The sequence below is a fragment of the Solwaraspora sp. WMMD792 genome (genome assembly GCF_029626105.1).
GTDB lineage: Bacteria > Actinomycetota > Actinomycetes > Mycobacteriales > Micromonosporaceae > Micromonospora_E.
Genome location: NZ_JARUBH010000009.1, coordinates 3925755 through 3937424, shown reverse-complemented (window position 1 = coordinate 3937424; position 11670 = coordinate 3925755). Strand labels below are relative to the sequence as shown.

Below are 11670 nucleotides of genomic sequence, written 5' to 3'. Positions count from 1 at the left end.
GAGAAATTGGGGGTTGATCTCGGTGCTACGACCCGTGCGACTATGGCGGGCGTGAAAATTGCCGCCCCGCCCGCCGTGGTACTCGTGCTCGGTGACGAGGAACTTCTGGTCACTCGGGCTGTGACGGAAGCCGTCCAGGCTGCCCGGGCCACCGATCCCGACGCCGACGTCCGGGAGTACGAGGCGGGCGCGGTCAGCGCCGGCGAGGTCGCCGAGATGCTCAGCCCGTCCCTGTTCGGCGGTCGGCGACTGCTCGTCCTGCGCAGTGGCCAGGACGCCCGCAAGGACCTGACCGCCGCGTTGCTCGGATATGCGAAGCAACCCGATCCGGACGTGACACTGCTGGTCACCCACGCGGGCGGTGCCAAAGGGAAGGCCTTCGCCGACGGGCTGCGGTCGGCCGGGGCGACCGTGGTGCCGGCGGCCAAGCTCAAGGGGCACCGGGAACGGGTCGCCTTCGTCCGCGACGAGTTCCGGCGCGCCGGCGGCAGGTGCACCGACGACGCCGCCGAGGCGCTACTCGCCGCCGTCGGCAACGACCTGCGGGAGCTGTCCGCGGCCTGCGCCCAACTGTTGGCCGACACGGGCGGCCGGGTCGACGCGGCGACCGTGGCCCGGTACTACCGAGGTCGTGCCGAGGTGAGCGGATTCACCGTGGCCGACGCGGCGATCATCGGCGACGTGCCGGGAGCCCTGGAAGCACTGCGGTGGGCCCTGCACGTCGGAGTAGATCCGGTGCCGATCGCCGACGCGCTCGCCGACGGCATCCGTACCGTGGCCCGGGTCGCGTCCGCCGGCCGGGGGAGCCCGTACCAGCTGGCGAGCAGTCTCGGCATGCCCGCGTGGAAGATCGAGCGTGCGCAACGGCAGAGCCGGGGCTGGAGCGCGGAAGGCCTGGTCGATGCCATGCACGCGGCGGCGCGGTGCAACGCCGATGTCAAGGGCGGCTCGGACGACCGGGACTACGCACTGGAGCGGGCCGTCGTGGCGGTCGCGCAGGCCCGCCGCAGCGGTGGTGATCAGCGGTGAGCGGCCGCGACCATCGGGAGCCGCGTGACCATCAGGACCCGGCCGACGAGCAGGACGCCGTCGAGGACGAGTTGCCACCGCTCTACGCCCGGGCGCTGCGGCTCCGGTACGTGCAGCCCAGCGGGTTGACCTGTCTGGCCTTCTTCGAGGGCAGCTTCGTACTGGGTGGGCTGCTCGCCCTGGCAGAACTGATCCCCTGGTGGGGCATGCTGGTCCTGCCAGTCGCGGTGGCTGTCATGGTGAAGATCAACGATCTGGTCGCCGGTGCGGTCGAGCGGTCGGCGGAGCTGGTCCCCGAGCGGGAACAGGAGATGTTCCGTCGCGAGGTGGTCCCAGCGGCCGGGCAGCATGTATGGCCGGTGATCGGGACTCGGACCGGACCGGCGTTTCCGGCCGGCGGCGCCGCCCCCGGCATCCAGACCGGCTCCGGTGTCCAGACCGGCTCCGGTGTCCAGATTGGTCCCGGTATCCGGATCAGGCGGATCGGTGGTGCCCACGTCGAGGCGACCGCGGCGACGGCTACTGCGTCAGCGGCGACCTGTGCGGCCCTCGCGGCGCCGACGGTACTCCTGCAGACCGTCCCGCCCAGCCCTGCGACCGCGACCGCTGCTGCGCTTGCCGCGCCGACAGTGCTACTGGACGTGCTCCACGCCGGTCAGCTCAGCGAGCACCAACCACCGGTACCCGAGTGACGTAAACCAGTTGGGTCGGGACTGACGCAGCTCAGCTGGATCGGAGCCAGCTGGTGGCATCGGTCACCCGACGCGGATCAGCCGACCTCGCGGGTCGGCTGATCCGCGAGGTCGGCTGGTCGGTGGGAACGGGCTCGTCAGGAGCCGATCGACTGCAGGCGCTTGGCGATCGCGGACTTGCGGTTCGCCGCCTGGTTCTTGTGGATCACGCCCTTGCTGACGGCCTTGTCGAGCTTGCGGCTGGCCTCCCGCATCAGCGCGGCGGCCTGCTCGGTGTCGCCGTTCGCGTTGGCCTCGTTGAACTTGCGGACGGCGGTCTTCAGCGCCGACTTGACCGACTTGTTCCGCAGCCGACGCTTCTCGTTCTGCCGGTTGCGCTTGATCTGGGACTTGATGTTCGCCACGCGACAGCCTCGCCCTGCTCATCCGAAATCGAAACGACCAAAATGACAATCCGCCTGCGGCGTACGCGGCCGCCCGAGTCATCCCGGTGACCGGGTCCGGCGCAGTGGCCGGTCCGGACAGATATCGGGAGTCCGACGGATGGCCGGGCCCGACAACCGGGATGCATGCTGGCGGCGCGTGTCGCCACGCGCGAAGGGCAAGGTTACCAGTTCACCGGTGCGCCGGCCAAAACGGGCCGGGCCAACCGCGCCGGGCGGCCAGCCAGGCCAGCGCCGTCTCCCCGCTGAACCGCTGGTGGGCGCGGACGTGCGGGGAGGCGCCGGTGGGTCCGGCGGACGCCCGGGTCAACCAGTAGCCGGAGAGCGCCGCCAGCGCCGCGTCCAGCCCACCGGGTGGCGCGTCGACCGCGGTCGGGTGCCGGGCGAACAGCGTGTCCGCGTCGAGACCACTGGCGTACGCGGTGACCAGCAGGCTCGTCGTGTCGAACCAGGCGGGACCGTGACACACCCAGGTCCAGTCGCAGATCCACGCCATCCCGGTCCGGTCGATCAGCAGGTTGTCGAGGCGCAGGTCGCCGTGGATGACCGCGTCGTCGGACACCAGGCGGGGCAGGTCCGCCTCCAGCGACGCCAGCTCTGGCAGGTGCCGCCGGAGCAGCCCGTCGCCGTCGGTGTCGGTGTCGAACACCGGCATGGCTTCCCGGCCGGCAGCTATCTCCTGCCACCAGGCCAGGTCGGCGCTGGCCAGGTCGGCCAGCCGGGGCAGACCGATGTTGACCAGTCCGGCCGGCGGCCGGCGCAGGGCGCGGGCCGCGCCAGCCCAACTGGCCAGGGCCGCGTCGAGCTCGGCCGGAGCCCAGGGCAGCGCCGGCATCCGGCCGTCGACCGCGTCGAGACAGAGTACGAAGTAGCCGGCGGTGGTGAGTGTCCACCGCGGCCTGGCCGCCGCCACCTGGGCCGGCAGTTCCGCCGTCAGCGCCGCCTCGCGGGCGTACCAGTCGCTGAGGTGCCGCTGCTCGACCAACGACGCGGCCTTGACGAACACCCGCTCGCCAGCGGAGGTGGTCAGGGTCGCGGCGAAGCCCCGGGTGAAGCCGCCGCCGGCGCTGGTCGCCCAGGTCACCGGGCTGCCGAGCCGACCGCAGATCGCCGCGCGCAGATCGGGTGGAAGGTCCGCCCAGGCAGGTCGAACCGATGTCGCGTCGTACCGGATAGCGGGCAACCGCACTGTAGCCACCCCTCCATCCTGCCGCGCCGCCGCCACGAACCCCGGCAGCGGCACCCGGCCGGCATCCGGCGTCGGTCGCCGCGCTAGGTGGTGGCCCAGTGGTGGGCATGGGCACCCCGACGATCGGGGCGTGGGAACATAGGTTGCGGCCGGCGACGCCGGCTGAGACGACGGACTCCAGCCCAGCAGAACGGACCACCGTGCCTCCGACGCCCGATTCCGGCGTGAACGCCCCCGGTGCCACCGAACCCGGCAGCATCCGGAACTTCTGCATCATCGCGCACATCGACCACGGCAAGTCGACCCTCGCCGACCGGATGCTCCAGCTCACCGAGGTGGTCGACCCGCGCCAGATGCGGGCCCAGTACCTGGACCGGATGGACATCGAACGGGAACGCGGCATCACGATCAAGAGCCAGGCGGTACGGATGCCCTGGACGATCCGCGCCGGTGAACGCCAGGGCGAGTCGGCCGTGCTCAACATGATCGATACCCCGGGGCACGTCGACTTCACCTACGAGGTGTCCCGCTCACTCGCCGCGTGCGAGGGCGCGGTGCTGCTGGTCGACGCGGCGCAGGGGATCGAAGCCCAGACGCTGGCCAATCTCTACCTGGCGCTGGAGAACGATCTGCACATCATCCCGGTGCTCAACAAGATCGACCTGCCGGCGGCGCAGCCGGAGAAGTACGCCGAGGAGTTGGCGCATCTGATCGGCGGCGATCCGGCCGACTGCATCCGGGTCTCCGGCAAGACCGGCGAAGGCGTTCCGTACCTGCTCGATGAGATCGTCCGCCAGTTCACCCCGCCGGTCGGTGACGCGGCGGCACCGGCGCGGGCCATGATCTTCGACTCGGTGTACGACGTCTACCGGGGGGTGGTGACCTACGTCCGGGTGATCGACGGGCGGATCGAGGCCCGCGACCGGATCAAGATGATGTCCACCGGCGCGACCCACGAGCTGTTGGAGATCGGGGTGATCTCACCCGAGATGATCAAGGCGACCGGGCTCGGTGTCGGCGAGGTCGGTTACCTGATCACCGGGGTGAAGGACGTCCGGCAGTCCCGGGTGGGGGACACCGTCACCATCAACGGCCGGCCGGCGACCGAGCCGCTCGGCGGCTACAAGGACCCGCGGCCGATGGTGTACTCCGGGCTGTATCCGATCGACGGTTCCGACTACCCGGCGCTGCGCGAGGCGCTGGACAAACTGAAACTCAACGACGCGGCGTTGACCTACGAGCCGGAGACCTCCGGCGCGCTCGGCTTCGGGTTCCGCTGCGGCTTCCTCGGCCTGCTGCACCTGGAGATCATCCGGGAGCGGCTGGAGCGGGAGTTCAACCTCGACCTGATCTCGACCGCCCCGAACGTGGTCTACCGGGTGGTGATGGAGGACGGCGAGACGGCCACCGTCACCAACCCGAGCGAGTACCCGACCGGCAAGATCGCCGAGGTGCACGAGCCGGTGGTCCGGGCCACCGTACTGACCCCGAACGACTACGTCGGCGCGGTGATGGAGCTGTGCCAGGGGCGGCGCGGCTCGTTGCAGGGCATGGACTACCTCTCCGCCGACCGGGTCGAGCTGCGCTACACGCTGCCGCTCGCCGAGATCATCTTCGACTTCTTCGACCAGCTGAAGAGCCGCACCAAGGGCTACGCCTCGCTCGATTACGAGCCCTCCGGCGAGCAGCCGTCGGACCTGGTCAAGGTGGATATCCTGCTGCACGGTGAGCCGGTGGACGCGTTCAGCGCGATCGTGCACAAGGACAAGGCGTACAGCTACGGCACGACGATCGCCGCCAAGCTGCGCAACCTCATCCCGCGCCAGCAGTTCGAGGTGCCGATCCAGGCGGCGATCGGCAGCCGGGTGATCGCCCGGGAGACGATCCGGGCGATCCGCAAGGACGTGCTGGCCAAGTGCTATGGCGGCGACATCAGCCGTAAGCGCAAGCTGCTGGAGAAGCAGAAAGAGGGCAAGAAGCGGATGAAGATGGTCGGCCGGGTGGAGGTGCCGCAGGAGGCGTTCATCGCGGCCTTGTCCACCTCGGACGGCGGTGGTTCGGACGGGAAGTCCGGTGGCAAGCGGTGATCCCCCGTGGGTACGGACCGAGCGCGGCGTACTGCCCGCGGTGCGGGGCCGGGCTTCCCGGTCCGCCGCCGGTGCGCTGCGGTGGCTGCGACTACCAGCTGTTCCAGAATTCCCGGCCGACCGTCAACGTGGTGGTGACCGACCCGGCCCGGACCCGGTTCCTGGCCATCCGGCGGGCCAAGCCGCCCCGGGCCGGTCAGTGGGAAACTCCTGGCGGGTTCTGCGACGGGGCGGAACACCCCCGGTCGGCGGCGCTGCGCGAGTGCCGGGAGGAGTTGGGCGTCGAGGTCGAGCTCGGTGCGCTGGTCGGCCTCTACCTGGGTGAGTACGAGTTCCAGGACGAGACGTTGAGCGTGCTGGAGTGCTTCTTCCTGGCCACCCTGGCCGGCGACCGGGTCCGACTCGACTCGGCCGAGGCCACCGAGTGCGGTTGGTTCGCCCTCGCCGAGCCGCCGCCGTTGGCCTTCGCGACCATGGACGCGGCGGTACGGGACGTGGCGGCATCCTTCGGACGTTGACGCGGTTGCTCGTCCGGCGGAGATGAATCGGTTTGGTTGTCGCGATGGCCGGGAACTTAGCGGTCACCAAGGACAACACGACATCTCCGACAAGGAGGATGAACAATGACCGTCATGGGCATCATCACCGCTCTCATCGTCGGCCTCATCATCGGTGCGCTCGGCCGTCTGGTCGTGCCGGGCAAGCAGAACATCCCGATCTGGTTGACCATGCTGATCGGCGTCGGCGCCGCCCTGCTGGGCACCGTCATCGCCCGTGCCGGCGGCTTCGCCAGCACCGCCGGCTTCGACTGGCGGGAGTTCTTCGTGCAGGTGATCCTGGCCGCGGTCGGTGTGGCGCTGGTCGTCGGGGTCGGTGGCCGGCGCAGCATGAGCCGGTACTGACTGGCCGGGTCGACTGACCGAGCGGTCGGGCCGACGGACTGACCACTCGACAGCTGACGGCACCGGGTCCGTCGTCGGCGCCCATCCCCGGCACAGGCCGGGTGGACGCCGACGACGGACCCGGTTGCCGCAGGTCAGCGCAGCCAGGGGATGCTGCGGTCGAGCAGCCCACGCTCCTTGAGTTCCTTACGCAGCGGGATCTCGTCGTCGATGTAGCCGTCCCAGTTGATGCCCCAGTAGTTGGCGGTATGGGTGCCTTCGCCGAGCAGCTGTCGCTGCACCGGCGTCCGGTTCGCCCACCACTGGCCGTCCTTGTCGACATGCAGCTCGTCCAACGGGCGGATCCAGCGGTAGGTGTACCCGATGAACAGCATCTTGCGGGTGATCGTCGACAGGTTTGTCGACCGGGAGTGCCATTGCCGGCGGTCGAAGATGAACGCGTCGCCCGGGTTCGCGGTGATCTCGACCGTGCCTTCGGGATCCGGGTTCTGCACGGTGAGGTCGGCCGGGCGGGGCAGCGAGTTGCGCAGGTGGCTGCCGGGGATCACCTTGGTGGCGCCGCGGCCGGTCTCCGACAGGTCGGACAGGACGTAGGCCACCTTCAGCGAGAACATCGGCCGGGGCAGGTTCGGGTCCATCGTCTCCGGGTCGGAGTTCTGCCGGTAGCCGTCCTGGTGCCACCCCCAGTACGGCTTCTCCGGCTCCAGCGCCGGTGGGGTGACGTCGAGGTGGTTGTGGTGGGTGTAGATGTTCCAACCGGCCAGCCCCCACATGTAGGGGAACGCGATCGGATGGGTGAGCAGGTCGCCGAAGAGTTCGTCGCGGTCCAGGAAGCCCAGCAGGTGCAGGGTGCCGTCGGCGGTGGTCTTGCCGGCGGCCTTCTCCTCGGCGTACACCCGGTCGACCGCGGCCTCGAGCGCTGCCCGGTGGTCCTCGGTCAGCACGTTGCGCAGCAGGAGGAAGCCCTGCTCGTGGAACTCCTTGCGGTCGATGTCGCTGATCGCTTCGTAACCGGTCCGCCCGCCGTAATCGAACACAGCTTTCCCGTCCTGTCGGTGGTGCGCCCTTTCGGGCCTGGCGGATGCCGATCCTAGCCCGCCTCTCGGCCGGCCCGCCCGGGCCGATTGTCAGCAATTCGCGGGCCGTGTGGTTGGCCACAGCTGATTGCACGTGAGGTGTCGGGGCACGCACTTTCGGTACAGGTCCATCGTGCAAAATGTCTGGATTGCATAGTTTGCCGTATGTTGCGCTAACTGTCGGTTAAGATATGCAACCGGGGTGCCGGTTGTCGACGTCAGGCGAAGACCTCCGCCATCACCCGCCCGGTCTCGATGTCCCCGCCGGAAATCGACGACCAACTGCCGCCTTCCGCAGTCCATTCCTGATCGCCGAACGTGACCCTTTTGACGCCATGATCAGTGGCATGGGAAACGAGCCAGTGCGCATATCGCCACCCGGCCTGCGTGTTCTCCACTGGGACGCTCAGTGACGGCGTGGTGGGCACCGGCAGCAGCGACTCCAGGCCGCCCCAGTCCAACCGCAGATTGTCGGTGAGCGCCGCCGTCGCCTCGGCACCGCGCATCACCGGATCCCGGGTCACCGTGCAGGCGACCGCGCCGGTGGCCTCGCCGAGCAGCGCCGCGGTGAGCACCTGCGACTCGTCGGTCCACTTTTCGTACGCCTCGGGGAAGGCCGACCGCTGGACCGCCTGGGCGGCATCGGTGACCCGCATGTCCTGCCAACCCCGGACCCGTTCCAGGCCGGCGTAGAACGCGTTCGTCGCGTACCTGGTGTCGCTGATCTGCTCGACCGTGCCCCACCCCTGGCTGGGCCGCTGCTGGAACAACCCGACCGAATCCCGGTCGCCGCCGGTCAGGTTGCGCAGCTTGGACTCCTGGAACCCGGTCGCCAGTGCCACCACCACGGCACGGGGCGGCAGCCCACGCTGCACCCCGATCGCCGCGATCGTGGCGGCGTTCGCCATCTGCTCCGGATCGAGCGACACCCGACGCAGTTGGCCGTCGCCAGCCCCGGGCATGGAGTCGGGCAGTTCGACCGTGCAGCCCCGCCAGCCACCGGGCAACGCGAAATCGCCGATCCACCGGCCCAGGCCGACCCCGCCCAACAGGGCGATTGCCGCCAGCACGGCGACCAGCACCAGCACCGTCCGAGCCCGCACCGTCACCCCCACGCGTGTTGCTGGGACCTTTGGTACACCAGGGACGGTTGTGTCGTCCAGCGGGAGCGGGTCCCGCGCTTGTCGTACGCCGGCCCTTACGCCGTACGCCTCGACCCCTTACGTCGGAGATACCCCGTTTCGGGGCGACTATCCGTGGTCACCGCCCCGGCAGCCAGCTCGGGTCGCGTTTGTCGCGGAACGCCCGTACGCCCTCGCGGCCCTCGTCGGAGAGGAAGTATCCGGTGGAGAGCTCACGCAGCTCGGCCGTCTCGGCCCGGACGTCCGCCGCCGGGGTGCGGCGGAGCAGCTGCTTGGTGCCGGCCAGGGCGCCCGGGGCGCCCCGGACCAGCGCGGCGCAGCTCGCCGTCACCGCGGCGTCCAGCTCCCCGGCCGGTACGGCGGCGCTGACCAGACCGATCTGCGCCGCCCGGGCACCGTCGAACAGCTCACCGGTGAGGTACAGCTGCGCCGCTGCCCGCGGCTGCAGCCGGCGCAGCACAGTGGCGGAGATCACCGCCGGGACCACTCCGAGTCGTACCTCGGTGAAGGCGAAGGTGGCCGCCGCGTCGCAGATCGCGATGTCCGCCGCGGCGATCAGCCCCAGCCCGCCGGCCCGGGCCGGGCCGCCGACCCGGGCCACCACCGGCTTGGGGCACTCCCAGAGCGCCGCCAGTACGTCGCCGAGCATCCCGACCGGCACCTGTCGGGTCGCGTACGCCTCGGCGGTCTCCTTCAGGTCGGCGCCGGAGCAGAAGACCGGCCCGGTGTGGCTCAACACCACCACCCGGACCTGCGGGTCGGCGACCGCCTCGGCCAGGCCGGCGAGCAGTTCGGTCATCAGCGGGGTGGACAGCGCGTTGCGGTTGCCCGGGCTGTCCAGGGTCAGGGTGGTGATCCCGGCGGCGGTGGCCGTACGGATCAGTGGCTGCGCGGACCTGGTGGGTCGGGGCTCATCCATGCCGGCACACTAGTCCCATGCCAGGAGCACCACCCGCCGGTACGCCGGTGCCCGCCGACGGGGCGCTGCCGCCGTCCGCGCTCGCCCGCAGCGGCCAGCGCGGCTTCGGGGTCTATCTGCACGTGCCGTTCTGCGCCACCCGCTGCGGCTACTGCGACTTCAACACGTACACGCCCGCCGAACTTGGCGGCAGCGCACCGGTCGGGGAGTACCTGGACGCCGTACTGGCCGAGCTGGAACTGGCCGCGAAGGTCCTGGCCGACCGCCCGCCACGGCAGGTGGACACGGTCTTCGTCGGCGGCGGCACGCCGAGCCTGCTGCCCGCCGACGCGTTGGCCCGGCTGCTCGACGCGATCGACGCCACCTGGGGGCTGGCCGTCGACGCGGAGGTCACCACCGAGGCCAACCCGGAGTCGGTGACCCCGGCGTCGCTGCGGGCGCTGCGGGCCGCCGGCTACACCAGGGTGTCGCTCGGCATGCAGTCGACCGCAGCGACGGTGCTCGCCGTGCTGGACCGCCGGCACGCGCCGGGCCGCGCGGTCACCGCCGCCCGGGAGGCCCGGGAGGCCGGATTCGAGCACGTCAATCTCGATCTGATCTACGGTACGCCGGGGGAGAGCGCAGCGGACTTCGACGAGTCGCTGGCGGCGGTGGTGGCGGCCGGGGTGGACCACGTCAGCGCGTACGCGCTGATCGTCGAGGACGGCACCCGGTTGGCGGCCCGGATGCGGCGCGGCGAACTGCCGTATCCCGACGACGACGTCGCCGCCGACCGCTACCTCGCCGCCGAATCGGCGCTGAGCGACGCCGGATTCGACTGGTACGAGGTGTCGAACTGGGCCCGGTCGGCCGCCGGCCGGTGCCGGCACAACCTGTTGTACTGGACCGGCGGTGACTGGTGGGGGCTCGGGCCGGGGGCGCACAGCCACGTCGGCGGGGTCCGCTGGTGGAACGTGCGGCATCCCCGGTCGTACGCCGAGCGGCTGGCCGCCGGACGGTCGCCCGGCCACGGCCGGGAACTACTCACCGGCACCGAGCAGCAGGTCGAAGAGGTGATGCTGGGGCTGCGGCTGGCCAGTGGGCTGCCGCTGGCGCGACTGGCCCCGGCCGGCCGGCTCGCGGCCCGCCAAGCCGGCGACGACGGGCTGCTCGACCCCGGCGCGCTCGCCGCCGGGCAGGCGGTGCTGACCCTGCGCGGCCGGCTGCTGGCCGACGCGGTCGTCCGGGACCTGCTCCCGTGAGACCCGCTGCCGGGCTGCCTTGCGTGGCGTGGCCCGCATTGCCCGCCACCGGTGACGCCCCCGGAGCCGGTACGGATCCGGGGGCGAGCGGTGTCACTTGATGAAGTTGGCGGACATCGGGTACTTGTACAGCGTCCCCTCGTTGGCCTTAACGCCCGCGATGATGCCGAAGATGATCTGGATCGCGAACACCACCAGGCTGGGGATGAACAACAGGCACCAGCTGACGAAGAGCAGCACGAAGGCGATCGCCGACCAGAGGATCTGGAAGTTGAGCGCGGCCAGCGCGTGCGCCCGTACGGCCGGTGACTGCTGACCCTTGACCAGGTAGGCGATCAGCGGGCCGACGAAGCCGAGCGGTCCGAAGCTGATGAACGCGCCCAGGGCGCCACCGAAGTGGGCGATCAGGGCCCAGGTCTTGTCGTCGTTGGTGGCGTAGCCGGACGGGGGTTGACCTCCGTACGCCGGACCGCCGGGCGGGTAACCGCCGGGCGGGGGATATCCGCCGGCGCCGCCGGGCGGCGGCGGGTATCCGGGAGAGGAGGCCTCGCCCGGCATCGAGTAGGACGCTGGAGGTGGCGGCGGGGAGTTGGGGTCCTGCGGCATGCCGCCGGGACCGTTCTCCCCTGGTGGGCGAGGTGGTTCAGTCATGCCCGACACGGTAGGGGGACGGATCAAGCCGCGCCAGTTAGCCCCGCCGACGATTTTCCCGTCCGGGCAGGCCGTCTCCGCTGGTCGGTCGGCTTGCGTGGGGCCCGCCGGCCGGCTTCTCTGGCCCGCCGGCCGGCTTGCGGAGCCCCGCCGGCCGACCGATCCGACCCGGGTGAGTGCGCTTGGTGACATATCGCCCGGTACGCCCCCGCCCGGCGAACTGATCATCGCCGGCCCGGCCCGATCGACGTATGCTGGCACTCACAACCGGCGAGTGCCAGCAGGGGCGTCCGTCGTCG

Annotated in this window: 12 protein-coding genes; 6 read left to right on the top strand and 6 right to left on the bottom strand. The window is 70.8% G+C overall.

Features of this window, described 5'->3' with window-relative positions; genetic code table 11:
- Positions 1–42 precede the first annotated feature (42 nt).
- Together holA and O7629_RS33645 are read left to right on the top strand one after the other, a co-directional pair.
- Positions 43–1029, top strand: coding sequence for a DNA polymerase III subunit delta (gene holA, locus O7629_RS18690; protein WP_278170680.1), 987 nt, complete (start codon positions 43–45; stop codon positions 1027–1029).
- A complete protein-coding gene (locus O7629_RS33645; RefSeq protein ID WP_347403680.1) occupies positions 1026–1721 on the top strand; it encodes a hypothetical protein in 696 nt (231 codons plus the stop codon). Before holA ends, O7629_RS33645 begins: the two co-directional genes overlap by 4 nt.
- Before the next feature lie 137 nt (positions 1722–1858).
- Here O7629_RS33645 and rpsT read toward each other — a convergent pair whose 3' ends face one another.
- Together rpsT and O7629_RS18675 are read right to left on the bottom strand one after the other, a co-directional pair.
- The gene (rpsT, locus tag O7629_RS18680; protein ID WP_278170679.1) at positions 1859–2125 is read right to left on the bottom strand and encodes a 30S ribosomal protein S20; all 267 of its coding nucleotides are present in this window, start codon (positions 2123–2125) and stop codon (positions 1859–1861) included.
- A gap of 211 nt (positions 2126–2336) precedes the next feature.
- Positions 2337–3362, bottom strand: coding sequence for a phosphotransferase (locus O7629_RS18675; protein ID WP_278170678.1), 1026 nt, complete (start codon positions 3360–3362; stop codon positions 2337–2339).
- A 191-nt stretch (positions 3363–3553) separates the two neighbouring features.
- Here O7629_RS18675 and lepA point away from each other — a divergent pair, with 191 nt between their 5' ends.
- From lepA to O7629_RS18660, 3 genes are all read left to right on the top strand, one after another.
- A complete protein-coding gene (lepA, locus tag O7629_RS18670) occupies positions 3554–5440 on the top strand; it encodes a translation elongation factor 4 (protein WP_278170677.1) in 1887 nt (628 codons plus the stop codon).
- On the top strand, positions 5437–5958 hold the full coding sequence (locus O7629_RS18665; RefSeq protein WP_278170676.1) for an NUDIX hydrolase: 522 nt from the start codon (positions 5437–5439) through the stop codon (positions 5956–5958). Before lepA ends, O7629_RS18665 begins: the two co-directional genes overlap by 4 nt.
- Positions 5959–6063: 105 nt before the next feature.
- Positions 6064–6342: a GlsB/YeaQ/YmgE family stress response membrane protein gene (locus O7629_RS18660; RefSeq protein WP_278170675.1), complete on the top strand. Its 279-nt coding sequence runs from the start codon at positions 6064–6066 to the stop codon at positions 6340–6342.
- Positions 6343–6476: 134 nt separating this feature from the next.
- On the opposite strand, the gene O7629_RS18655 is transcribed toward O7629_RS18660, so the two are convergent.
- The 3 genes from O7629_RS18655 to O7629_RS18645 all read right to left on the bottom strand — a co-directional run bounded on the left by O7629_RS18655 (position 6477) and on the right by O7629_RS18645 (position 9479).
- Positions 6477–7379 carry a phytanoyl-CoA dioxygenase family protein gene (locus tag O7629_RS18655; RefSeq protein ID WP_278170674.1) on the bottom strand — a complete coding sequence of 301 codons (903 nt, stop codon included), beginning with the start codon at positions 7377–7379 and terminating at the stop codon, positions 6477–6479.
- Between the two features lie 257 nt (positions 7380–7636).
- On the bottom strand, positions 7637–8425 hold the full coding sequence (locus tag O7629_RS18650) for a hypothetical protein (protein WP_278174584.1): 789 nt from the start codon (positions 8423–8425) through the stop codon (positions 7637–7639).
- 253 nt (positions 8426–8678) lie between these two features.
- Positions 8679–9479 carry an enoyl-CoA hydratase-related protein gene (locus O7629_RS18645; protein WP_278170673.1) on the bottom strand — a complete coding sequence of 267 codons (801 nt, stop codon included), beginning with the start codon at positions 9477–9479 and terminating at the stop codon, positions 8679–8681.
- A gap of 17 nt (positions 9480–9496) precedes the next feature.
- Here O7629_RS18645 and hemW point away from each other — a divergent pair, with 17 nt between their 5' ends.
- On the top strand, positions 9497–10720 hold the full coding sequence (gene hemW / locus O7629_RS18640; RefSeq protein WP_278170672.1) for a radical SAM family heme chaperone HemW: 1224 nt from the start codon (positions 9497–9499) through the stop codon (positions 10718–10720).
- A 93-nt stretch (positions 10721–10813) separates the two neighbouring features.
- Here hemW and O7629_RS18635 read toward each other — a convergent pair whose 3' ends face one another.
- A complete protein-coding gene (locus O7629_RS18635) occupies positions 10814–11371 on the bottom strand; it encodes a DUF4870 domain-containing protein (RefSeq protein ID WP_278170671.1) in 558 nt (185 codons plus the stop codon).
- Positions 11372–11670: the final 299 nt, after the last annotated feature.

What these genes read in the sequence shown, in the direction of transcription:
- O7629_RS18635 (WP_278170671.1), bottom strand. Translation starts at nt 11,371, where the DNA reads ATGACTGAACCACCTCGCCCACCAGGGGAGAACGGTCCCGGCGGCATG.
- O7629_RS18660 (WP_278170675.1), top strand. Translation starts at nt 6,064, where the DNA reads ATGACCGTCATGGGCATCATCACCGCTCTCATCGTCGGCCTCATCATC.
- holA (WP_278170680.1), top strand. Translation starts at nt 43, where the DNA reads ATGGCGGGCGTGAAAATTGCCGCCCCGCCCGCCGTGGTACTCGTGCTC.
- hemW (WP_278170672.1), top strand. Translation starts at nt 9,497, where the DNA reads ATGCCAGGAGCACCACCCGCCGGTACGCCGGTGCCCGCCGACGGGGCG.
- O7629_RS18645 (WP_278170673.1), bottom strand. Translation starts at nt 9,479, where the DNA reads ATGGATGAGCCCCGACCCACCAGGTCCGCGCAGCCACTGATCCGTACG.